20 protein-coding genes are annotated in these 21,286 nt (G+C 46.3%); 8 read left to right on the plus strand and 12 right to left on the minus strand.

The window, feature by feature from the left end:
- Positions 1 to 47: 47 nt before the first annotated feature.
- Positions 48 to 1,256, minus strand: a complete 1,209-nt coding sequence (locus KE626_RS09395; protein ID WP_211972609.1) for a DUF4374 domain-containing protein — start codon at positions 1,254 to 1,256, stop codon at positions 48 to 50.
- Between the two features lie 81 nt (positions 1,257 to 1,337).
- A complete protein-coding gene (locus tag KE626_RS09400) occupies positions 1,338 to 3,731 on the minus strand; it encodes a TonB-dependent receptor (RefSeq protein ID WP_211972610.1) in 2,394 nt (797 codons plus the stop codon).
- A gap of 353 nt (positions 3,732 to 4,084) precedes the next feature.
- Between KE626_RS09400 and KE626_RS09405 the strand changes: the two genes are divergently transcribed.
- From KE626_RS09405 to KE626_RS09415, 3 genes are all read left to right on the plus strand, one after another.
- A complete protein-coding gene (locus KE626_RS09405; RefSeq protein ID WP_211972611.1) occupies positions 4,085 to 4,882 on the plus strand; it encodes a hypothetical protein in 798 nt (265 codons plus the stop codon).
- Between the two features lie 13 nt (positions 4,883 to 4,895).
- Positions 4,896 to 5,795 carry a LysR substrate-binding domain-containing protein gene (locus KE626_RS09410; protein WP_211972612.1) on the plus strand — a complete coding sequence of 300 codons (900 nt, stop codon included), beginning with the start codon at positions 4,896 to 4,898 and terminating at the stop codon, positions 5,793 to 5,795.
- A 79-nt stretch (positions 5,796 to 5,874) separates the two neighbouring features.
- Positions 5,875 to 6,144, plus strand: coding sequence for a hypothetical protein (locus tag KE626_RS09415; RefSeq protein ID WP_211972613.1), 270 nt, complete (start codon positions 5,875 to 5,877; stop codon positions 6,142 to 6,144).
- 83 nt (positions 6,145 to 6,227) lie between these two features.
- Here the strand turns inward: KE626_RS09415 and KE626_RS09420 are convergent, their stop codons facing one another.
- The 5 genes from KE626_RS09420 to KE626_RS09440 form a co-directional block, all read right to left on the minus strand.
- Positions 6,228 to 7,307 carry an oxidoreductase gene (locus tag KE626_RS09420; RefSeq protein WP_211972614.1) on the minus strand — a complete coding sequence of 360 codons (1,080 nt, stop codon included), beginning with the start codon at positions 7,305 to 7,307 and terminating at the stop codon, positions 6,228 to 6,230.
- Positions 7,308 to 7,385: 78 nt separating this feature from the next.
- Positions 7,386 to 7,961 carry a Crp/Fnr family transcriptional regulator gene (locus tag KE626_RS09425; protein WP_211972615.1) on the minus strand — a complete coding sequence of 192 codons (576 nt, stop codon included), beginning with the start codon at positions 7,959 to 7,961 and terminating at the stop codon, positions 7,386 to 7,388.
- A 302-nt stretch (positions 7,962 to 8,263) separates the two neighbouring features.
- Entirely contained in the window at positions 8,264 to 9,865 is a 1,602-nt protein-coding gene (locus tag KE626_RS09430) for a tetratricopeptide repeat protein (RefSeq protein WP_211972616.1), read from the minus strand.
- A 523-nt stretch (positions 9,866 to 10,388) separates the two neighbouring features.
- On the minus strand, positions 10,389 to 11,567 hold the full coding sequence (locus tag KE626_RS09435) for a FecR family protein (RefSeq protein WP_211972617.1): 1,179 nt from the start codon (positions 11,565 to 11,567) through the stop codon (positions 10,389 to 10,391).
- A 77-nt stretch (positions 11,568 to 11,644) separates the two neighbouring features.
- The gene (locus tag KE626_RS09440; RefSeq protein ID WP_211972618.1) at positions 11,645 to 12,211 is read right to left on the minus strand and encodes an RNA polymerase sigma factor; all 567 of its coding nucleotides are present in this window, start codon (positions 12,209 to 12,211) and stop codon (positions 11,645 to 11,647) included.
- A gap of 291 nt (positions 12,212 to 12,502) precedes the next feature.
- On the opposite strand from KE626_RS09440, the gene KE626_RS09445 reads away from it, so the two are divergent.
- Positions 12,503 to 12,919: a DUF6088 family protein gene (locus KE626_RS09445; protein WP_283093138.1), complete on the plus strand. Its 417-nt coding sequence runs from the start codon at positions 12,503 to 12,505 to the stop codon at positions 12,917 to 12,919.
- Positions 12,906 to 13,826, plus strand: a complete 921-nt coding sequence (locus KE626_RS09450; protein ID WP_211972620.1) for a nucleotidyl transferase AbiEii/AbiGii toxin family protein — start codon at positions 12,906 to 12,908, stop codon at positions 13,824 to 13,826. Before KE626_RS09445 ends, KE626_RS09450 begins: the two co-directional genes overlap by 14 nt.
- On the opposite strand, the gene KE626_RS09455 is transcribed toward KE626_RS09450, so the two are convergent.
- The 3 genes from KE626_RS09455 to KE626_RS09465 all read right to left on the minus strand — a co-directional run bounded on the left by KE626_RS09455 (position 13,814) and on the right by KE626_RS09465 (position 16,136).
- Positions 13,814 to 14,548: a DUF92 domain-containing protein gene (locus KE626_RS09455; protein WP_211972621.1), complete on the minus strand. Its 735-nt coding sequence runs from the start codon at positions 14,546 to 14,548 to the stop codon at positions 13,814 to 13,816. The two genes, KE626_RS09450 and KE626_RS09455, sit on opposite strands and share 13 nt — an antisense overlap.
- A 37-nt stretch (positions 14,549 to 14,585) precedes the next feature.
- Positions 14,586 to 15,074 (minus strand): DUF5946 family protein, encoded by a 489-nt coding sequence (locus KE626_RS09460; protein WP_211972622.1) that lies wholly within the window; start codon positions 15,072 to 15,074, stop codon positions 14,586 to 14,588.
- Between the two features lie 306 nt (positions 15,075 to 15,380).
- On the minus strand, positions 15,381 to 16,136 hold the full coding sequence (locus KE626_RS09465; RefSeq protein ID WP_211972623.1) for an MBL fold metallo-hydrolase: 756 nt from the start codon (positions 16,134 to 16,136) through the stop codon (positions 15,381 to 15,383).
- Positions 16,137 to 16,228: 92 nt separating this feature from the next.
- Here KE626_RS09465 and KE626_RS09470 point away from each other — a divergent pair, with 92 nt between their 5' ends.
- Positions 16,229 to 17,065 (plus strand): phosphatase PAP2 family protein, encoded by an 837-nt coding sequence (locus KE626_RS09470; protein WP_211972624.1) that lies wholly within the window; start codon positions 16,229 to 16,231, stop codon positions 17,063 to 17,065.
- 7 nt (positions 17,066 to 17,072) lie between these two features.
- Here the strand turns inward: KE626_RS09470 and KE626_RS09475 are convergent, their stop codons facing one another.
- A complete protein-coding gene (locus KE626_RS09475; RefSeq protein WP_211972625.1) occupies positions 17,073 to 17,642 on the minus strand; it encodes a hypothetical protein in 570 nt (189 codons plus the stop codon).
- Positions 17,643 to 17,843: 201 nt separating this feature from the next.
- Here KE626_RS09475 and KE626_RS09480 point away from each other — a divergent pair, with 201 nt between their 5' ends.
- Positions 17,844 to 18,584 carry a hypothetical protein gene (locus tag KE626_RS09480; protein ID WP_211972626.1) on the plus strand — a complete coding sequence of 247 codons (741 nt, stop codon included), beginning with the start codon at positions 17,844 to 17,846 and terminating at the stop codon, positions 18,582 to 18,584.
- A complete protein-coding gene (locus tag KE626_RS09485) occupies positions 18,562 to 19,389 on the plus strand; it encodes a formylglycine-generating enzyme family protein (RefSeq protein ID WP_211972627.1) in 828 nt (275 codons plus the stop codon). The genes KE626_RS09480 and KE626_RS09485 overlap by 23 nt, the downstream gene beginning before the upstream one ends.
- Before the next feature lie 22 nt (positions 19,390 to 19,411).
- Here the strand turns inward: KE626_RS09485 and KE626_RS09490 are convergent, their stop codons facing one another.
- Positions 19,412 to 21,232, minus strand: a complete 1,821-nt coding sequence (locus tag KE626_RS09490; protein ID WP_211972628.1) for an alpha-1,3-galactosidase-related protein — start codon at positions 21,230 to 21,232, stop codon at positions 19,412 to 19,414.
- Positions 21,233 to 21,286 lie beyond the last annotated feature (54 nt).

The following is a 21,286-nucleotide window of genomic DNA, read 5'->3' on the forward strand; positions in this document are numbered from 1 at the left end:
TCCTGAGCAAAGCAGTCTTCCTGTTTTATTTCATCTCCGGAAAAAAATTAGTAATTCAGTTTTGTAATGGAAGTTACATCACTGATTCCCTGGAAATAAATCCCTTGTTTACCCACTGCAGTAGCCACATCTATCACATAGAGATATAATTTCCCTTCATCATTCTTCAACACGTAGTAGGCTGTTTTTTTATCGCTGTCTACAAACACTTTCATGTTATAGCTCATTTGCGCATGTACCGGTACACCGCTTACAGGAGTAACAGTTTTATTGTAAACATCCACGATAGCGAGTTTCACTTTACCACCGCTTACGCCGCCGGTTTCACCGGTAGCATACAGGGTCATTAAAAATTTGCCATCCGCAATATATTCTCCGCGGGCTATTTTTGCACCAGCCACCGCTTCCACATCAAAGAAATAGCTTTGATCAAACTCCTCGGTATTCTTCTTAATACGCACTATGGCAGAATGTTTAGTGGATCTGAGGCTACCCGATCCGCCGGCTGTTGACCATGCGTATACATCGCCGTCTGTTGTTTGTTGTACGCCCTGCATACCAAACCAGTTACCGATAAAACCGGTGCGGCCGTCGCGGATTACTTTCTGGAAGGCCAACTCCGGGTATGAGAAAACAGCGATCCAGGTACTGTCTACATACTTGGTATTTGCTCCATCCACACCCGGTGTAGTGTAATAAGGGATGTACACTTTGTTATTCACCTGGAACAGGCCCGTCCATACTGCCATTTCATCCGTACCGGTTATTTTAGACAGATCCACGGTGTTGCGACCGGCCACCTTGCCATTAACCGCATCAAAGCGGTATAAGGTAGCCACGGGGCTTTCCTTGGAGCGGTTAACCGAACCGCCTACATATGCATCTTCATTTACAATACCGTAAATGCCGGTGAACTCCGTATTAACCGGCTGACCTGCCGATACCAGTTTACCATTGCCATCCAGCTTATAGGGAGAAGTAGGACCTTGTGCAGCATACACAATACCGAATAATTTATTGTGCTGCCTGATAAATGAATAAGCTTCTGTTTCCACGCCCACACCAGTGGTGGTTAATGATCCTTTCGTTACATCTTCCACAGGTACTATGTAACGTCCTGCTTCGCCGCCTGACCCATCTGTATATACCACAAATACGAATTTTGATTTGGAGGTACCGCCATTGTTGCCGCCGTTATCGACTGCCGGCTTATCATCTTTACTGCACCCTATACCGAAACCTGTTATGCCCAACATGCAAAGTCCTATTAATAACCGACTGCGTTGTAATTTTCCGTACATCATATATTTATTTGGATTTTAAAAAGTGTTATGATTTCAATTGTGATTTTCCTGGAAGAAGTACCTGAGTTTTATGCTAAAAGAGCGGCCCGGCTTCTGTAAACTGAAGTTGTCGAATAAAGGTTTGTCCGTGATATTTTGTCCTTCTGCCGCAATATTGTACCGGCCATTAGCCAGTGAATACACGAGGTTGATATCATGCGCCAGCTGTTGGGGGATATTGTTCTTGGTATCTTTATCGCCCTGGCTTGGCCAGCGCAGATAAAATTCATGTACATATAAAAGATTGTAACCAATGGTCAGCAGTGAGCCTTTGCCGGTAATATCCGGGATACTCAAGGCGGCGTTACCATTACCAAAAAAATAAGGAATATTAGGAATCCTATCTTTATATACCTGGCTCTGCACAGTACTTCCAGGCTCTATCCGGGTGTTGTTACGCAAGTTTTGATAAGTGGCATTTACACCTGCGGTAAAAATATGACGATAGGAATACCTGATTTCTCCATCTATTCCCCTGTTGGTTACATTGCGTGTATTTACCGGCATCATTGCCGCCCTGCCTTCAAAGCTCACCGGTTGCAGCTGGTTACGGATATAGTCTTTCGCATTTCTGAAAATAAAATTCACATCAGCCATAAAATGATCGTCCTGGTGAACAGCAAAGCTGTAATTCAATCCCACATTAATATTATCGCTGCTCTCCGGTTTAAGGTCGGGGTTACCCGTCAGGTTTACTACGTCGCCAAACAGTTCATCATTTTCGGGGAGCCGGTAAGTTTTTTCATAGGAAACTTTTGCCTGTAATGCCGGCAACAGGAAATAAGTAGTAGCCACGCCATAGCCCAGCCTGGAAACGGTACCTGTTTGATGATAAAACTCACCATTGGCTTTGGTATTGGTTTCACTGGCCTGGTAATAGTGTTTGGCAAACAGGCTGGTGCTCCAGCGGGTATCCCAATCAAACCGATAACCCAATCCTGCAATATTCTTGGTGGTTTTCTTTGGTTGCCTATCCGCTTCGTTATCCGGGTCAAACTTATTCTTTCCTTTACGGTTAAAAGTCGTGATCACATCATTCAGTACGATCGAATGGTGTTCGTTGAGTTTATAGCTGAGGTTTACGTTGGCAATCCCGTTATTGTTCTTATACTTATAATCTATCCGGCTTAATTCACCTCCCGGTGCGGCAGGGTTATTTTTATCCTTGTAGATGAACTGTCCCAGCCAGTTGTACATTCTGAAAAGCGTGTCCACCGAACGTTCTTCGCCTAAATTGTATCGGCCGTTTACGCGCAGGTCCAGACCTTTTGTAAAGAGATTTGTTTTAACATATTTCAGTGTTGGCTGGATAATATTTCCTTTCCGGGTGCGGCCGCCAAACACTTCATACATCCGGTTACCGGTTTGTATGTCAGCTTTATTATTGCCCAGCGTGATCCCTACCAGCAATTGATCCGCCCATTTTTTTCCCGCCACGCCTATATTGGCCACGAGCGTTTGATTACTATACTGATCATGAAAACGGCGTACACGCATAGGCGTATACACGCCTGATTCCAGGTCGGCCACATCTGCGTTTACCCAATAGTTGTTATCTGAATAATTCTGAAATGCATTCAGCTGCAGCATAAAGCCGGTCTTTGAAGTATAGCCGGCATTGAGGGAAGACTTATGCGTATTAAAAGAGCCATAAGAATAGGCCATATCAAGATAAGTACGCGGTGTGGTGTTGGTAACGATATTCACCGCGCCGCCCAGCGCATCGCCACCGAGCCACACGGGCACTACTCCCTTGTAGATTTCAATACGTTCTGCAAAGTTAACCGGGATATTATTCAGCTGGAAGGAAGAGCCGAAATTATCCATGGGCATACCATCCACAAAAAATTTCACCTGTTTACCTGTGAAACCATTCACCGAAAAACTAACATCGGATCCTACCCCCCCGGTTTCCCGCACGCGTACACCGGATACACGGTTCAGCACCTGGCCTACATCCAGCGTAGTGTTGTAGAGCTTTTTGGCGTCGATGGCTACTACATTATAGGACTGCCTGTTTACCGTTTCTGTAGCAGAACGTCCCCAAACAGTAACCGACGACAACTGGCTGTTGGCAGGTTTCAGGCGAAACGACAATGGTCTGTTGCCTTCCAGCGGAAGCTTTATTTGCTGCAGCAGCGGTTTATATCCCAGGCCGCGGATTTCGATGGTATAGTGTCCGGGCGGAAGTGTATTAAAACTGAAAGTACCGGCGGCAGAAGAAGTGGTGCCTTTACCGGTTTCACGGATGAGCACAGTCGCCGCTACCGGCGCTCCTTTCTCATCTCTGACGGTCCCCTCAAACCCGGTGTTTCCAGGTGACTGAGCCAAACCGGCATTCAATAGCAGGCATAGGGCTGCCATTAACAAAATTGCCTTATTTTGCATTGCTTTTAATGTTTACCACGTTTTAAGCCCCTCTCATAAGGAGGGTGGCCGTACAGGAGCGAACTGTGCGGCCTTTTTTATGATGAAATAACTACCGTTTACAGCTATGATTAAACAGCTCCAATCGGGAATATTTTTGATACAACTGATATGTGAAATACATTTTTTTACAGATTAAGGTATCTCCTTGCTACCGGCGGTTGTTCGTATGCGCATACAATACATCATTACCTGGCTTCCGGATTACGGGTACAAAGATCGTCCACTCTGCCGGCAGATGTTTTCGAATATGGGAAAATTTTCATGCTGTTATCACAGCTTTAATTAACTTAATAGAAATATCTATTGTTGTCATGCTCAAAACTATCCTTAACGATGAATTAACCGGCCGTATCCGGCAAATGAAATACCTGACCACCGACCAGGATGATACCAATTATGGGTTTGAAATATCTCATTATGATGAACGCGGACACCTGACAAAATGGGAGTCGTTTGATGAATACGGCGAACCTGCGAAAAACCTGGTGTACCTGTTTGACGACAACGGTGTACTGCAGCAGGAAACCCTCAGCTGGAGCGACGGCACTATCACCTATAGTCATTACTATTATCCCAACGGTCAAATCAGGGAAACGTGGGAATATTACAACAAAGAGCTTCACAAAACCATGTACGATGAAGCCGGCAACGTAAAACATCCAACCGGGGGCGGCGCCGGGATCGATATGGAAGAAGATCCCTATAATGAGCAGTGGGAAAAAAGAGCAGGTACAGATGAAGATGGCAGCCCGGTGGAACTGGAGTATTATTATTCCTTCGGCGGTTTGTTTGAAATCACCAAACGGAAATATGATGAGCATCGCCAGGTGATCATGGAAGCCACCTTTGCCGGGGAGAACGAACTGATAGCAAATACACCCCGGTCTGTTACTACCAGCGAATATAACATCCACCGTCACCTGGTAACGCAGGTAAATGAGGAGTTGAATGGATCGGGAGACATCCGCCGTACCATTTTCCGCTATGCTTTCCAATATGACGCCCAAAATAACTGGATAGAGAAAGTGGAGATCATGAATAATAACATCACGGGGTACGAAGATAGTATTCGTTTTATCCGGAAGCGGGAAATTGAATATATTCAGTAATCAATACCATCATATGCTATCTAACCGTCACCTGGTTTTTATGGAAGTGGCTCACCACAAAAGCTTTTCAAGGGCCAGCGAGGCGTTGTTTATCTCGCAGCCCGCGGTAAGTACGCATATCAAAGGACTGGAGGAGCAGTATAGGACCAAATTATTTGAAAGAAAAGGACTGCAGATAGAGTTGACCGAAGCAGGACAATTGTTATATAATCGCCTGTTGACCGTGAAACATATACAGCAGGAAACGGAATTTGACATTTCTGTGATCCACGACCAGCAGCAGGCCACCGGTATGCTGAACCTGGGCGCCAGCACTACTGCAGCGTTATATATTCTCCCGAAAGTAATGTCGGCGTTTCACCGGGAATACCCGCTGGTGGATATTTCCCTGTTGAACCGCAACAGTGAAATTGTATTACAGGCGCTGCTGGACAAGGAAATCAATATCGGCGTCACGGAGGAGAAAGGGCAACTGAGCAATATCACCTATCAGCCTTTTCTGAAAGACCAGATTGTGGCGGTATGCAGCCGTAATAATCCTTTGGCAAAGAAAAAGAACTACCCGGTAAAAGATATCCTGCAAATGCCTGTAGCGATCCGTGAGCGGGGCAGCGGTACATTGGAAGCGATCAAAACCGGGTTGCAGAAAAGCAAGATCCGGCTGAATGACCTGAAAATCAAGGTGCGCCTCGGCGGTACCGAGGCGTTGAAGAACTTCCTGCTGGAGTCCGGTTGTGTGGGATTTTTGTCTACCCGCTCTATTGCCAAAGAGTTGCAACACGGCGAACTCACCATTCTTAACTTCGAAGGGCTGCGGATAGAGCGCAGTTTTTACTTTATCCAACGCAAGGGTGAAACCAGCGACCTGAACAAGCGTTTCATCAAAATGGCCAAAACCATTTATAATTATTAATTATAGGTCATAATATTTTCATATAGCCAGGATTATATGCATAAGCCTACATTTGAATCATATAAAACGTGGACATATTATGAATATGCTTTTTTATTATGACGAATTGTACAAAGCGGCTGTAGAAAGAATTAATAAGATCGTGGATATTTCTGTTCAGCAAAAGAACAGTTTAATACAGCGGCTAAAAACGCAGGCCCCTTTCTTAGCAACCACCACGGAAGACATTGATCTTGTTGCCCAGCGAATGATGAACTCCCTAGGTTCCGTTCTATGCCCGGATGCAGCAGCGGATTTTGCCGGAGGCAGCAAGCTGCTGGAAATGGAAATGTTGCACAACGGGGAGTAATCATTACCCCTCGTTTTTTTTTATAAAAATCCGGAGGATGGGCCCCCGGATCTTCGAAAAATCTTCCATCTCCTTTGATTGGCCTATACCAATACCGGTGGAAATGGCGCTGCCATGGCACGTTCAAAGGCAACCGGCTGCAATCCTGCGGCAATGCGTGCCGGCCAGTCGGGGTTTGCCAGTGCCGCCTTCCCCAGCGAAATAAAATCTGTATGTCCTTCCCGTAACGCCTTATCGGCTACACGTAAATCGTCCATCCCGCCATTTGCAATGACCGGCAGACCGGTTATTCGTTTAGCCATCCCAGTTAGCGACTCATTATTATCATAAACGCCCAGTTTTTCCCAGGTGCTTCCCTCGCCGGAAATATGTACATAGTCGGGCGCCGCCTTTGCTACCTCTTCCAGGATGGCGGCAGCGGTAACTGCACCATCGGGCCAGCGGTAATGAAAATCATTCACCTTGCCTTCCGAAAGCCGCAATCCCACAATAAAGCCAGCCGGCACTGCCTGCCGGATCGCCGCCAGGCTTTCCGCAATGATGCGGAAACGATTTGGAATACTGCCGCCATAATCGTCGTCCCGGAGATTGGTATATGCCGTCAGGAACTGATCCGGCAGATAGCCGTTGGCCGCATGCAGCTCGATGCCGTGAAAACCTGCGGCCACCGCATTTTTGGCAGCATCGGCGTATCCCTTTACTACATTACGTATATCCGTTACCGTCATCGCCGCCGGAACAGGGAAAGGCCCGTCTCCTCCTCCATACGAGCGCAATTTTGTGCCCAGTGGCGTTATCACGGAAGGCGCCTGCGTTTGGGTTAAATGCTGGGACAAGGCGCCCGCATGCATCAGCTGCGCTATTACCACCGTCCCATGTGCTGTTACTTTATTCACCACCGCTCGCCACCCGGCAATCTGCTCAGGCGTTACAATACCTGGCTGATGCGGATAAGCCTGGCTGGCTATCTTATCTGTATATAATCCTTCTGTGATAATAATACCAAAACCTCCCTGTGCAAATTTTTCGTAATAGGTATTCATGGCGTTGGTGGGAATACCCGCCAACGTGGCGCTGGCACGGCTCATAGGGGCCACTGCTACCCTGTTCTTTATCTGCCGTTGTGCCAATGCAAATGTTTCAAAAACCGGATGTGTTGTCATATCTCAATATTTGAAAACAAAATTGGGTTATCGGCGGCGCCCAAAAAATGACATTTGGTAATAAATTAGGGAGATGAATTACGACCTGGCTATTTTATGCCGCAAGCGGCTCAGCGATTCTTTGGTAATGCCCAGGTAGGCCGCCACCTGGTGCTGGGGCAGCCTGGTTTCTAGAAAAGGATAACGGGTTACAAACTCCCGGTATCTTTCAATGGCCGGCTTTTGCAAAAATAAGATCCTGCGCTGCAACGCGGCGCCGGAGCGCTGCGTGATAATATGGTAGTACCGCTCCACCGCCGGAATATCCTGGAATAAAAGGTGCAGCTGCGCTTTTGTGATCTGTAATATTTCCCCGGCTTCCAGTACATCAATATTAAAAACGGATGGTCTTTCGTGGAGCATGCTGTCGAGGTCTGTCATCCACCATCCTTCTACACTGAACTGGAATACATTTTCCTTTCCCGCATCATCAGTTTCATATTGGCGGCAACAGCCTTTGAGCACAAAAAATTCGTACCTGCATATTTCCCCTTCCCGCAACAGGAACTGCCCCCGATGGGTTTTCACGGTTTCAAAATACGCCGGTATCCGGGCTATTTCTTCCTCCGTGAGGGCTACATGCTGAAGGATGCTATCGGTGAGTAGTTGGATCATGTAGGGTAAAGATAGGATGTTGCCGTTAGCTTTTAGCCATTAGCTTTTAGCTTTTAGTAAATGCAGCGGATTTTTTTTTTGCCCAGGATTAAACTGATTTTGATGATTTAAAGGATTTTACTTTTTGATTAAGAAGATTTTAAAAGATTTTGGAAGATTTACGTAAATAAATTCGCATATATCTTCCAAAATCTATTTTATCTTTTTAAATCACAAGAAAAAATCCTTTAAATCATCAAAATCAGTTTAATCCTGGGCAAAAAAAAAATCCGCTGCATTTACTAAAAGCTAAAAGCTAATGGCTAATGGCTGCAAGGGCCTATCACTTTCTTCAGTTCCTGCCCATCCGTCATCCCTCTTGTATTAAACTCGATGGAATCCCGGCGTTGTCCGGGGTAGGTGGTGCGGATCACATAGTCTGTTTCCTTTTCGAGGGTGAGGTTGATCTCTCTTCCCGGTTGCCCGATAAAGCACCAGCCAATACCGCGTTGCCTGTTATAAATATAGATGCAGGCATCGTTCAGCGTAGGACAAATGGTTCCTATAAATGGAATCACCAGTGCTACCGGCGTTTTGGTGAGGGTATAAGATGTTGGTGTGGTAATGCTGTAAATATCATCGCTTCCTTTGCCACCGGTGCGGTTAGAGGAAAAGTAAGTGTCGCCGGCAAAAGCGGCAACAAAGTAAAAATCATCGGCGGGGGAATTGGTGGGATAGCGGAGGTTTTCCGCTGTGCTCCATTGCGCTTTGCTGCCAGTGCTATGAAAAATATCAAAACCACCCATGCCCATCCAGCCTTTACTGGAGAAGTATAAACTGCCATCCGGCGCAATGGTGGGGAATTCATCGTCTTCTGCCGTGTTGATAGCGGGGCCACAGTTCACGGGCGCACCCCATTTGTCATCGCCTTGTTTTTCACTGTACCAGATGTCGGTGCCTCCTTGTCCGCCGGGCATATCGGCCGCAAAGTAGAGGATGTTGCCATCATTGCTGAGCGCCGCATGCCCTACTGAGTATTGATCGGGTTTGTTATAAGGGAAGGCAACCGGCTTACCCCATTTACCATTTTTATCTTTTTCGGCAGAGAATAGCTCCAGCCGGCGATAACCATACTTTACCCGGTTTTCTTTTACGCCGGGAATATTACGGTCCGGATAAGTCATGGTAACATAGGCCGTATGGTAATCTTTATCAAATGCGGCAGGCCCTACATGGTAACGCGACCAGTTAAACGACGGTGAAAAATCCTTGATATATACGTTGCCGTAGTTAGCGGTGTCTCCTACATAGAGGCCATAGTAATCGCGGTTAGTGCGGCCATATTTATTCCGGTTATACCGGCTGCCATTATCGAGCTGATGACGGTATAATGAATCGGAAGTAAATACTACACCACCGGGATAATGCGTAGCGCCCCAGTCAGACTGGGAAGTGTTTAACCGCTCTACATTACGGATAAAAACGGTGGTGGGCGTTTGTATCCATTCAGCGGCGGCATCACAGCCGGCAATACGGTTTTTTACTTTTTCGGATGATGGAACTGTTTGTGCATACTGTGTATAGGCAACTTTGGCTTCGGCATATTTCCCCTGGCTTTTGAGCATGTCGCCGTAATATAAACGGGCATCCGGGGAAGCATCAGAACGGGTGATCAGTTTAGCGTACCAGTTGGCCGATGCTTCATATTTGTTTATTTGCCGGTAAGCATCGGCTAATCGTTCGAGGACCTGCGTAGGTGTTTTTTCTCCACGTTTGGCTGCTACCCGTTCATAGAGTGAAGCAGCTTTTGCATAGTCGTATTTGGCATAATAGATGGCGGCCTGCTTATCGAGCGACAATTGTTCCTGTGCCGATAAAAGTTGTACTGATAAAAAAAGTAAAATTATTCCAGCATAATTTTTCATAGTATATGTTTAAATGGATATCCGTACATAGTTAAACCAACACTACCGCGCAGATTTTTATCAAGGGACCAAACATCGTTCATGTTTTTTGGGTAAAAAGGTGTTGGGCATGCTAATGGGCACGCCGCTTCCCGTAGTGACTATGCTACGAAAAATCAATTTTTAAGCATCGGAAAAGGAGGATACTACAACCACTAACATGACAACCGTCAACAACCAACAGTATCTTTCCCGTTAATCAACAACAAACTGAGCAGAAAGTTTAGTAATTATTGTAATTATGAATACCGGTAATACCGGCCACAACAGCATACCGTATCATGAATCCTGCCTGCCATCGGGGAATTAACGATTTTGCCCTTTGCCGGGCCCGACGGCCATCGGGTTCCGGCTTTATAGCAGGCGCTTTGATTCTGGTTTACTTTCTCTGAATAAGCTTACTATAACGTGTTTAAATTGAACAATGCCCATAACGGGTAAATCATCATGTGCGGGTATAACAAGCAAGGTGAAATGGATGGAATTAATTTGTGCCGGTATCGGCGAGTACTACTATTTTTCTACCGTTCACCTCGAAATGCACCTGGTTTTTTGCCAGTATTTTGAGTACCTGCGTCAATGTCAGGTCGCGTTGTATTCGTCCTTCAAATGCTTTATCAGAAATATTCCCCTGGTAACTTACTTCTACATCATACCAGCGGGAAATTTGCCGCATTACATCCGGTAGTGTGGACAAGTGAAACTGGAACCAGCCATCTTTCCAGGCTACAATCTGTGCTGTATCTATATTTTTCCGGATCTGTACAGTGCCGTTTGCAGGCAGCATTGCCTGCTGACCGGGGAGCAGTATGGCATTGGATTGCTGACCGGCAATGACCTTTACTTTTCCTTCCAGGAGGGTGGTATTGATACTGGCTTCTTCAGGATAGGCATTGATATTAAAATGTGTGCCCAGCACTTCCACTTCCGCGCGTTGCTGTATGGTTACCCGAAAAGGCATGGCCGCGTTGGCAGCCACTTCAAAGTACGCCTCACCGGTAACCGCCACTTTTCTTTCCTGGCCGGTAAAAGCGGTGGGGTACCGGATAGACGAGGCTGCATTCAGCCATACCCGGGTGCCATCAGGCAGGCGGATCTGGAATTGCCCGCCACGGGGCGTGGTAAGCGTATTATAAGTCACCGCCGTTGCCGCAGCCGGTGTATTATATTGCAGCTGCCCGTTGTATTGATGAATGCCCTGCCCTATTGTTTTGTTGGCGCCGCTGTCGAGCGGCACCTCGGAACCATCACCCAGGGTAAGTATCGCCTTGTTATTTCCGGGAGCCACATCATTTTTCATGACGGGGACTGTGTTATGTGCCAGCAAAGGCTTTTCGGGGCCGCGATGAAGCAACATCCAGGCAGCGCCGCCCAGCAACAGTACCGCCGCAGCGGCTGCCCACCAGCTACGGCTGATTTGGCGTACCGGCGTTTCCGGGGTAACAGGAGCCACTGGGTTTAACTGTTCCCATACCCGCTGTCTGGCAACAGTATCCGACAAACGCCGGTAAGCGGGATTTTCCCATACCTCTCCCATTACGCCTAGCAGGGTTTCTTTATGTTCCGGCTCCTGCAGCGCATTCCATAACCGCTGGAAGTCAGCTTCCGACAGTTCATCCGCCAGGTATTTGTTCAAAAGTTCCTTTAATTCGTCTGCGGTCATAATAGCATTACAGTTTATCCCTTCTACCTAAAGACAGGCAAATGGACAAACAGGAAGTGCCGGGTTTAAAATTTATTTTATTTTTTTTGGGAGAAGATAAGATACAGGCTGCCGAGGATAGCTGCGTGCTCCTGCAGATACCTGCGCAGGAAGGCAATTGCCTTTACAATATAATCTTTTACAGAGGCCTTGCTGATACCCAGCTGCCGGCCAATTTCTTCGTGGCTGAGGCCTTTTTCCCTGCTGAGCCGGAAGGCTTTCTGTTGTTGGGGCGGCAGCTGTTGTATGCCGGCTTCGATGATAGCCTGCAGCTCCCGCTCTTCTGCAAATGTTTCCGGTCCTGTATGCAGGGTGGTTACCTGGTATTGCAGGTAATGGCTGTAAGCTTCTTCCAGCTTCATCCGGTTTAGCCTGTTATAAATAAGGTTGCGGGTAGCAATAAATAAAAAAGCATCCAGGTTGTCTATTTCTCCTGCTTTGCCACGGTTTTGCCAGAGCCGCATAAATACTTCCTGTGCCGTATCTTCAGCCAGTTCTGATGATTTGGTAAACACCAGGGCAGTGGAATATACTTTATCCCAGTACCTGTTAAAAAGCTGGCTGAAGGCATCTGCATCGCCGGCCGTCATACGACCGAGCAGCATTTGATCACTATGACAGGAGTTTATCAAAATAAGAAATCATATTAGCTGCCCAAACATAACAAAATTAATCAACCGGTTCATCATAGGCAGTTCTCCCGTTTTATTTCAATTACAGATTTCCACCTCCCGTGGTACCGGTTATGGGGTGATTGTGTAGTTTAATACAGGATTAAAACCATAGTACTACGGTGACTTCGTGGAAGGACAAAACAGTCTGGTAAAAATGAAAAAATGTCGTATTTTTGCATAAATAAATGTCGTATTTTTGCAATCACAATTCGCTTATAATCAATGAAAAAAGCAAGAACAATAGAAGCCAGGATTTTAACCCGGATTAACCGGAAAAAATCGGCTGTTGTTATGCGTAGTGACTTCGGCGATTTAGGCGGATATGACCAGGTAGGCAGAGCGTTGCGTCAATTAACCGCAAAAAAGAACCTGATCAGGATCGGGTATGGCCTGTATTCTAAAGTAAAAACATCTTTCGTAACGGGAGAGGTTATTCCACAGGAATCCTTACCCGTACTGGCTAAGGAAGCAATGAGGATTTTAGGCGTTCCTACCAGTCCAACACGTGCAGAAACAGATTACCAAACCGGCAAGTCCACACAAATTCCCACCGGAAGACTAATTGGCGTTGAATCCAGAATAAGTCGAAAAATCACTTATAAAGGAAGCTCTATTAGTTATGAATATGCCCGCCGATAAATCACTGATCGAGGAAATTGCAACAGAAATGAATATCAGCAGTTCTTTCGTAGAAAAGGACTGGTATGTAACTCAGATTATCAAGATCGTGGCCGGACTTACCTATGAAGACTTCGAAATAGTTTTTACGGGTGGAACTGCTCTCTCCAAAGCACATAAGCTGCTACAAAGATTTTCAGAAGATACAGATTTTAGGGTAACGACCAACATGCTGTTTAACAAAAGTAAAAACCAGCAACGGGTTATACTTTCGGGTTTAAAAAAAACGCTCGAAGCAGCATTACAGGAAGCTTTCCCTTATTTTAAGTTAGAAATAAGTGCCGGAAATGATAATTATTTTATGATCATGAGGCTCTCGTACCCCTCTTTATTTTCTAAATCTGAGGTATTGAGACCACATCTCCTGCTGGAGCTAACCATTACAACACTGGCGCTACCAACTATTCATTTGCCAGTGTCCTCCCTGATCAATGAAGTTTTAAAAAGGCCGGCAGAGGTAGAAAGCATACCATGCACTAATCCGGTAGAAAATGCGTCGGATAAATTGAGCGCTCTCCTTTGGAGAATCCCACACAGAGATCGCAGCAACGCAGACGACGCCCCCACCATTGTAAGACATATTCATGATCTTGCAATATTGACTGAGATAGCAATTAATCATGGCGACTTTAAAAATCTCGCAACAACTACGATATTACATGACGAAAAAAGGTCTCCAAAAGTGCGGGGGCTTACACTTTCTGAGAAATTTTCCCAGGTTCAAAATATTCTACGGAAAGAAATAAAGGAGTATAACCTTGAGTATACACGATTTGTTCAGGGAATGTCCTATGCTCCTCACAGTAAAATTCCTTCCTTTGCGGATGCAATGAAAAAATTCAATACACTGGCATTCTACGTGCAATAGATGTATAACCGGAATATCCCTGCTCCCACCAACGCTGCCAGTAAAGTATTCAGAAAATTTACCGCATCATTTCCGATAAACCGCCTCCGTTCCAGTGTAGCACCCAGTACTGAATCCACCAGGTTGCCTGTTATTCCGGCGAGCAGTACAAAGCATACCTGTTTTCCCCAACCAAAGAAAAAACCATATACTACTGCCAGCAGCAAAGCGCCTGCGGCGCCCAGCAATGTACCTTCCAGGCTGATCACGCCATCCAGGCCTTTGGGTTCTTTTTTAAAAGTAAGGATGTTATAAAAGCGGCGGCCATATACCATGCCCAGTTCAGACGACAGGGTATCTGCGGTGGCCGAAGCCAGGCTGGCGGCCAGCATCAGCCGGTACAGATTTTCCTGGGCCGGATAAAGGAATGCCAGCAGTCCCATAATAGCGGCTACTCCTCCATTGGCAAATACCTGGCCTGCAGTTCGCCGCTGGGGAGGAAGCGCTCCTTCAATCGTTTTTAGTTGTTTTTTGTGAGAAGTAGCAGTAACGCCGAGGATAAAGAATCCGCCAAGGAGTATTAGTCCGCCCAAACCGGCGCCAAGCGCTACCAGCATAGCAATAAAAACCGCCAATATGGCCGCTGGTACTGTTAATTTACCGGTTTTTACACATACCACAGCAATAGCGATCACCACTATCGCTGTTATCATCAGTTGCGGAGAAAAGGATAGTTGCATCATGAAGCGCAAAACTATGCAAATATCTCATTCCGGTTTTTTAAATATAGGGGGCCGCTTTTTCTTTTACCCATTCATGTTGCAGGGCCCAGCTGTTCCATACTGATGTTGCCCATTTCCTGATGCCGGTGTAGAGCTCTTCATTGGTATGGGTGCGCAGCACTTCCTGTACCGTAATAGCTGCCGGCTGTGCGGGCGGGGTCAGCGGCGTCCATTGTTGTTTGGCAATAATGCTGTGTACATGTTGCACTTTACGGCCGGAAAACTGTTGTTCCAGCGCCAGGTATAACCCGATCAGCGCATAAGCGGTAGTAATGCCCCGGGCTACACCACCGGCATGTTGGGCGCTATATGCATCTACTGCCAGCTGGTAGTGGAAGTCAGGATCCTCCAGGGCAAAAGTGCGGTCAGCAAGCTGACTGAAGAGATCCAGGCATTCACCGGATGCATTATACCTGTCTGAAGGGGCCAGTTGCTGATCCACAAGATGCAGATTACAGGCCGGGCAAATGATTTTGTTTGCTGTCATAACGCTGCTGAGTTAATGCTGGTGTAAAACTTAAATTTAATGAATTAAGCTGAGCCAAAATGCAGCGGGTTTTGTCTTGCCCAGGATTAAACTGATTATGATGATTTTCAGGATTTATTTTTAGATTTTATTTTCGATTTAAAAAGATTAGCGAAGAAAAAAGCGGATACTCACTTCTGTCTTCGCTAATCTTTTTAAATCATCAAAGAAAAAATCCTGAAAATCATCATAATCAGTTTAATCCTGGGCAAGACAAAACCCGCTGCATTTTTGCTAAAAGCTAAAAGCTAACAGCTAGAAGCTGGTTCATTTCTTATACCAATCGCGCAACCGCACCTCTATTCCTTTATTACCGGCATCCACCAGGCTTTTAAATTGTTGTACATCGCTAAAACCATCCTTGCCGCGGTAGTGATATGGATATACTATTTTTGGCGCAAATGCCAGCACAGCATCTGCTGCTTCTTTTACATCCATGGTGTATGGCAGATTCATACATACAAAGGCGACGTCAATATTTTTGAGGGCGCGCATTTCGGGAATACCCTGGGTGTCGCCGGAAATATAGATCTCTTTCTTGCCTATGGTTAACACGTACCCGTTTCCCCTGCCCTTTGTATGCATGGCGGTTGGACTTTCCGGCAGGTTATACATTGGGATAGCCCATACGCCTATGCCGGAAATGGTTTGTTTGTCGCCGTTTTTCATCACGGTAACACCTTCCTTACCGGCAGCAGGTATTTTGTCTGCCACAGCAGGAGGCACAATAATGATGGTTTTTGCAGTTTTGATACTGTTAATGGTAGCGGCGTCAAAATGGTCGCCGTGAATATCGGTGACCAGGATAATATCGGGGCCAGGCAATCCTTTATATTTTTCAGCACCACCCGTAGGATCGGCGTAAATGATGGTTTTTCCCGACTGCAATACCAGGCTGGCATGCTCAATGGGTTGTACTGTCAGCTGCCCGTTGGCGGTAGGAATAACATCCGGCTGCACCCGCTGCGCAGATACCATACCCGCAGCCAGCATCAAAAGGGAAGAAAGCATTGTGAGTTTCATAAAAATAGTTTGTAGTAGTTAAATTTAGACATTCCTTTTTATTTTCTCTACAAATGCTACATTCGTAGTGTCTGCAAAATGTTTTAACCTTAATGAGATCCTGGCTTTTCTTTCTCTTACTAACCTTTGTTTCCGCCGGCGCATTCGCACAAACCGACAGCAGTGCCCAAATTACAGCGGATAGTACCAGCAGCTCCATACAACCGACCGACAGTTTAATCCGTTACCGGATCAACGGTGTTTATCTTAAAAGCATCTGGCAGGACCTGAAATACACCGTTGCCCGGCCCGCGCATTGGCAAAAAAGGGATTATATCCGTCTCGGTGTTATTGGCGGTGTTACGGGAGTATTGCTGGCCGGCGATTACGGGGTAAAGCAATTCTTTATACACAACCAAACCAATTTCGTGACCAGTGTCACCAACCAGATAGAGCCTTTCGGCAACAGCTATTCACCCTACCTCGTGGCCGGGATGTATGTGGCCGGCGTGATTGCGCATGACCGTAACCTGGAACATGGTGGCCTGATGGCTGCCAAGTCACTCATCATTTCCACCGCCATCTATGCTACCATCAAAAGCATTATCAGAAGAGGCCGTCCTACTTACTATGATTCTCCTTTTAACTTTGACCCTCCTTTCAGCAAGGATAAACATCATACTTCCTTCCCTTCCGGGCACAGTCTTACGGTAATGACAGTGGCCACGGCCATGGCTGAGCTATACGGTAAAGACCACCCATGGGTACCCTGGGTGGCCTATAGCATCGCCGGCCTTACCGGCGTTACCCGCCTGTATGAAAACCGCCACTGGAGCAGCGATGTATGGGTAGGACTGGCACTGGGACATTTCGTTACCAAAAGCATCTTCAGGCGGCATCACCTGCTGGAACACAAAAAAGCGATTGCTGCGGGACTAGCTTTTTATTAAACCGCCGCTATTGGTGCATCTCCGAAAAATAGGAAACCTCTCCGGCCATATCTACTCTCAGCACAACAGGATTGCCTTTCTTGTCTTTCAGTTCAATAAAATAATTATCAGCATCTTCGAACTGTGTGCCATAGAGAATCATATCTGTTTCATTAGCTTCATTATCATCAAAAAAAATAACAGGTGCATTTTCATAACCTGTATAATGTTTCATGATATCCTTTTTTCCCGCTGCAGGCAGTTCATCAAAAGTAGCGGGCCGTGTAGTGCCTACTAATGCACCTTCCCCGTCATAAAAGGCTGATACATGGCGGCCGTTATCGTCCGTAAAATCGGCCCGGTCGTAATACAAATCCCTGGACCAGGTAACATTGTCCAGGTTTCCAAAATCAATAGCAAACTGTTGTTTTGATACATCGCTGATATCTTTCCCTTCCAGGGCGCGCAGCGTAATTTTTTGCTCCCGGCGTTCTTTGCGTATCTCTTTACGGTTCATGGCAATAGCAGGACTGCCGGACTGGGCGTAGGTAACAATTGCGGCGATCGAAAAAGCGATCGACAGGATAACTCGTTTCATGATTGCAAAATTTATGTTAATGAATAAACAGTGCAGCATGGGTTAAATGGAGTTCCCAACTATCATAACAACGCATTTAAAGCGGGGTTCTGAAGGAAAAGTTAAAAGTAAAGATGCCGAACCCGGGCATTATATGGGCCATACCGGAAATGTTTGGCAATTCCTTTCACCTGCTTTATCTTCCCGGAAATTTCAATTTTCATGAAAAGAATAGCAGCTGCTCTTATGTTGGTAGCCACCTGTAATGTTTGTTGGGCCCAGGAAGATGAAAAATGGCAGGAGCCCAGCAAGGCCACTGTCGCTTACCAGGAATACCGTGAAAAAATAACCCGACCGCCCTATGGATTGGAAAAAGTATCCCTGCTGATCAAAAAAATAAAGGATGATGATGAAAGCTCCACCCTACCTCAGAAAGACTATCTCTCTTTGTCGCTCAGGGAAAAGTTCACCTATCATATGATCCATGCAGAATCGTATAGCCAGAACTGTGATGCCATGCCACCGGTGCCGGAGTCAGAGAAAAAGATCTTTGCACAATTGCCCGATCCGTTTGGTGAATACAGCTGGAGCGAGCGACAGATGAATTATTTTAAAGCCCATCGTGATACCATGGTAGCGCTGATGACTGAATCTATCGGCAGAAGCAACCGCGTAGGGGTAAACTATAAAAAAGCGATTGTTGAAATAAATGGCAAAGAGATGATTCCTTTGCTGATCAATACTTACAACCGGGATCACAAAGACAAAGATATCCTGACCCTGTTAATGATCCTGATGAAAAATAATGAATACACGCCTTTCCTGACTTCTGCTTCCTATAAAAAATTATTTTCCGACGCAGAAACCAGTTACCGCGCCTTCCTGAATTTTAATACGGCCAATGAAGAACTGATCATTCAACGGGCTACCACTTTTTATAATGGGCTTCCTAAAAAAGGTTAGCATATTATTCCTGCTGGTATGTACGCATACCTGTTTTGCACAAGACAAGTGCGGTTATGTGCTGGTGCCCAAAGGACAATACCCTGTGGGTAAAAAGCAACATACGCTCAACCCGTTGCGAAAGGTAACCGTCGACTCTTTTTACATCGCCGCCTGCGAAACCACCAACCGGCAGTTTGCAGCGTTTGTAGCCGCCACCGGTTATGTAACCGATGCAGAAAAAAAACATGATGCGCTGGTGTTTGAACCGGGGCTGCGCGAATTTGAATGGGATAACGACAGCAGCGCTTACTGGCGCTTCCCCAATGGTGTTGACAGGGGCGGTATTGAGCGGAAAATGGATCACCCGGTTACGTGTATCAGCTATAACGATGCACTCGCCTATTGTGAATGGGCGGGTGTTCGGCTACCCACCCTCGATGAATGGGAAATCGCTTCCCGCGCCGGCGCCACTACGGACTATTTCTTCGGTGCAAAAAATACGCAAATCGACCGCTATGCCAATATCTGGCATGGTGCAGATCATTTGCAGGCCGACAGTTCAGACGGATATATGTATACTGCGCCGGTAGGCAGTTTTCAACCCAACGCCTGGGGAGTGTACGACATCTACGGCAATGTGTTTGAATTTTGTTCGGGCAAAGTATTGGCGAATGAAAGTCCAACACTGGCGCATGCGCGGGGTGGATCCTGGTGGTGCAGCAAGGCCTCCTGCTCATTCTTTAATTCTGCCGATATAGGGCGCGTAAATAAACGGGCCTCTTTCAGCAACCAGGGTTTCCGGGTAGTGAAAAAGGCCATGTAACCAAATATTGGCTATCTAAATGTTATTCCATTTTCGTAGAAAGATCTGTTCTTATCTCCTTTGATGACATTTTTCTCAGCAACACCACCGGTTTAAAAGGCACTTTAAAATCATTGCGGTTAATTTTTACGCTTTCACATGCCGTCAATACAAAAGCCGGGCTCACCGCCTGCTGCGGCGGGAGATAACCGGTCATCCAGTTGATACGGTTATTGCCGAACACAAGGTTTCCCGTACTGCGGGCCGTGAGTACCGGGTAATCGTAGATCCGGAAATCATTATTTTCTATCCTGATATTCCGGTGTACCATATAGCCTTTCACCAGCTCATGGTTTTCCGGTGCAATGGCAATCACAAAATTACCGGGAGTAAGATTATAGCCACAGCCTTCAAAGGTGTTGCCGGCAATGTATACATCCTGTACCGGACCGGACTCATACCAGCTGCCGGCATCATCTGCAATGAGGATGGCGTGCATACCGGTTCTGTAAAATGTATTATTTTCTATTACTACTTTTTTACGGGTAGTTACCAGCAATCCTCTTGTGTTGACCGCTTCAAAACGACTGTTCCGTACTGTCAAAGATGGCACCCAGGTAAGGTTTTCCAGGCAGTCGCCAATACGTACAGACGCCGGCATATCATTGCTGAGTGTTACTTCCATTTCCCTTTCGGAGATCATCCTGGCCGCTGTAACCACGCTGTTTCCATAGCCCTGCAATGCTGCACTATGTATAAAACCTACGCTATCACCTGCAAAGAACGCGGCAAAGCCATAGGTTTGATGATGCATAAAGCGAAGCTTTAATATCCTGGGTGAAATTTTCTCCGTGATCTGCAGATGCGTTCCATGTACGTTGATAGGATCATCATGCAACCCTTTGAAATGAGCATCGGTAATTTCAATAGCTCCTTTGCAGCTGGAGAAGTGCATCCCGTCTGCAAAAGAAGCCATTACGCGGCCACCATTTTCCGCCGGCATTACATTGATATGCTGGTAATGGAGGTTCTCAGAAAATTGAGATACAATACCCAGTCCATGCATATACCGCATGTTAATATTTTCGAGATGTACGTTTTTACAATGCTGTATAAAAGCCCCTACCTGGTCGCGGATACCATCTCTTACCGTAAGCACGTTGCCCGGTGCACCTTGAAAACCGGAAAAGTCGCCACTGAACTGCACCAGTCCAGGCGCTATCAGTGAGGCTTTACTTTTTCGAAAAGGCTCCCACGAAGAGTAGGTATACAAGCCCCGCGCCGTATCCGTCAGCACGGCGTGAAATATTTTCTGGCCCCATTTTTCCCCATACCACTCCAAACGCTGATTGATAATGGCAAAACGCGAATCCGGATGCACCGCCGCCACTACAGCACCAGGGCTCACGGACTTCAAGGTCATTTCCGACATAGACGGACGTTCAAAATCAACGCTGATATTGCGCAGGGTAATATCTTCACAATAGTCAAACAACCAGGTAATCATCTTACCATGAAATACAAATTCTGCTCCGTTCCCTTCAATGGTAAGCCCTTTGAAATGATCAAAAAACAACCCTATCGTCTTTATCTTGCTGGGAGCTTCCTTTTCGTTGGAGGTATTGGAAATAAAATATTCCTTCTTTACGGCACTGTCGGGATAAAAGTCGTAACGGCCTGGTTGAAATTCAAGGATAGCGCCGGGTTGATCTTTACAGGCTGCTATGGCCTGTTGCACGCTCGTTGTGGCATCCGCAAAGGTATTGGGCGCCATGCTAACCCGGAAGCGTTGCTGCGCAACCACCGACAGTGAAAACAGTGTGCCGGCAAACACGAACAACGGCCGGAAATAATGTTTCATCATGAGAGTAAAGGCTATATCAGGGCGCCAATATAAAGCAAAAATACCTGCCATGAA

It is taken from the genome of Chitinophaga hostae, from assembly GCF_018224885.1.
In the GTDB taxonomy this organism is placed as follows: Bacteria; Bacteroidota; Bacteroidia; order Chitinophagales; family Chitinophagaceae; genus Chitinophaga; species Chitinophaga hostae.

Excerpts from the sequence above, each read along its gene's own strand:
- KE626_RS09395 (WP_211972609.1), bottom strand. The coding sequence starts at position 1,256 with ATGTTGGGCATAACAGGTTTCGGTATAGGGTGCAGTAAAGATGATAAG.
- KE626_RS09400 (WP_211972610.1), bottom strand. The coding sequence starts at position 3,731 with ATGCAAAATAAGGCAATTTTGTTAATGGCAGCCCTATGCCTGCTATTG.
- KE626_RS09405 (WP_211972611.1), top strand. The coding sequence starts at position 4,085 with ATGCTCAAAACTATCCTTAACGATGAATTAACCGGCCGTATCCGGCAA.
- KE626_RS09410 (WP_211972612.1), top strand. The coding sequence starts at position 4,896 with ATGCTATCTAACCGTCACCTGGTTTTTATGGAAGTGGCTCACCACAAA.
- KE626_RS09415 (WP_211972613.1), top strand. The coding sequence starts at position 5,875 with ATGAATATGCTTTTTTATTATGACGAATTGTACAAAGCGGCTGTAGAA.
- KE626_RS09420 (WP_211972614.1), bottom strand. The coding sequence starts at position 7,307 with ATGACAACACATCCGGTTTTTGAAACATTTGCATTGGCACAACGGCAG.
- KE626_RS09425 (WP_211972615.1), bottom strand. The coding sequence starts at position 7,961 with ATGATCCAACTACTCACCGATAGCATCCTTCAGCATGTAGCCCTCACG.
- KE626_RS09430 (WP_211972616.1), bottom strand. The coding sequence starts at position 9,865 with ATGAAAAATTATGCTGGAATAATTTTACTTTTTTTATCAGTACAACTT.
- KE626_RS09435 (WP_211972617.1), bottom strand. The coding sequence starts at position 11,567 with ATGACCGCAGACGAATTAAAGGAACTTTTGAACAAATACCTGGCGGAT.
- KE626_RS09440 (WP_211972618.1), bottom strand. The coding sequence starts at position 12,211 with ATGCTGCTCGGTCGTATGACGGCCGGCGATGCAGATGCCTTCAGCCAG.
- KE626_RS09445 (WP_283093138.1), top strand. The coding sequence starts at position 12,503 with ATGAAAAAAGCAAGAACAATAGAAGCCAGGATTTTAACCCGGATTAAC.
- KE626_RS09450 (WP_211972620.1), top strand. The coding sequence starts at position 12,906 with ATGCCCGCCGATAAATCACTGATCGAGGAAATTGCAACAGAAATGAAT.
- KE626_RS09455 (WP_211972621.1), bottom strand. The coding sequence starts at position 14,548 with ATGATGCAACTATCCTTTTCTCCGCAACTGATGATAACAGCGATAGTG.
- KE626_RS09460 (WP_211972622.1), bottom strand. The coding sequence starts at position 15,074 with ATGACAGCAAACAAAATCATTTGCCCGGCCTGTAATCTGCATCTTGTG.
- KE626_RS09465 (WP_211972623.1), bottom strand. The coding sequence starts at position 16,136 with ATGAAACTCACAATGCTTTCTTCCCTTTTGATGCTGGCTGCGGGTATG.
- KE626_RS09470 (WP_211972624.1), top strand. The coding sequence starts at position 16,229 with ATGAGATCCTGGCTTTTCTTTCTCTTACTAACCTTTGTTTCCGCCGGC.
- KE626_RS09475 (WP_211972625.1), bottom strand. The coding sequence starts at position 17,642 with ATGAAACGAGTTATCCTGTCGATCGCTTTTTCGATCGCCGCAATTGTT.
- KE626_RS09480 (WP_211972626.1), top strand. The coding sequence starts at position 17,844 with ATGAAAAGAATAGCAGCTGCTCTTATGTTGGTAGCCACCTGTAATGTT.
- KE626_RS09485 (WP_211972627.1), top strand. The coding sequence starts at position 18,562 with ATGGGCTTCCTAAAAAAGGTTAGCATATTATTCCTGCTGGTATGTACG.
- KE626_RS09490 (WP_211972628.1), bottom strand. The coding sequence starts at position 21,232 with ATGATGAAACATTATTTCCGGCCGTTGTTCGTGTTTGCCGGCACACTG.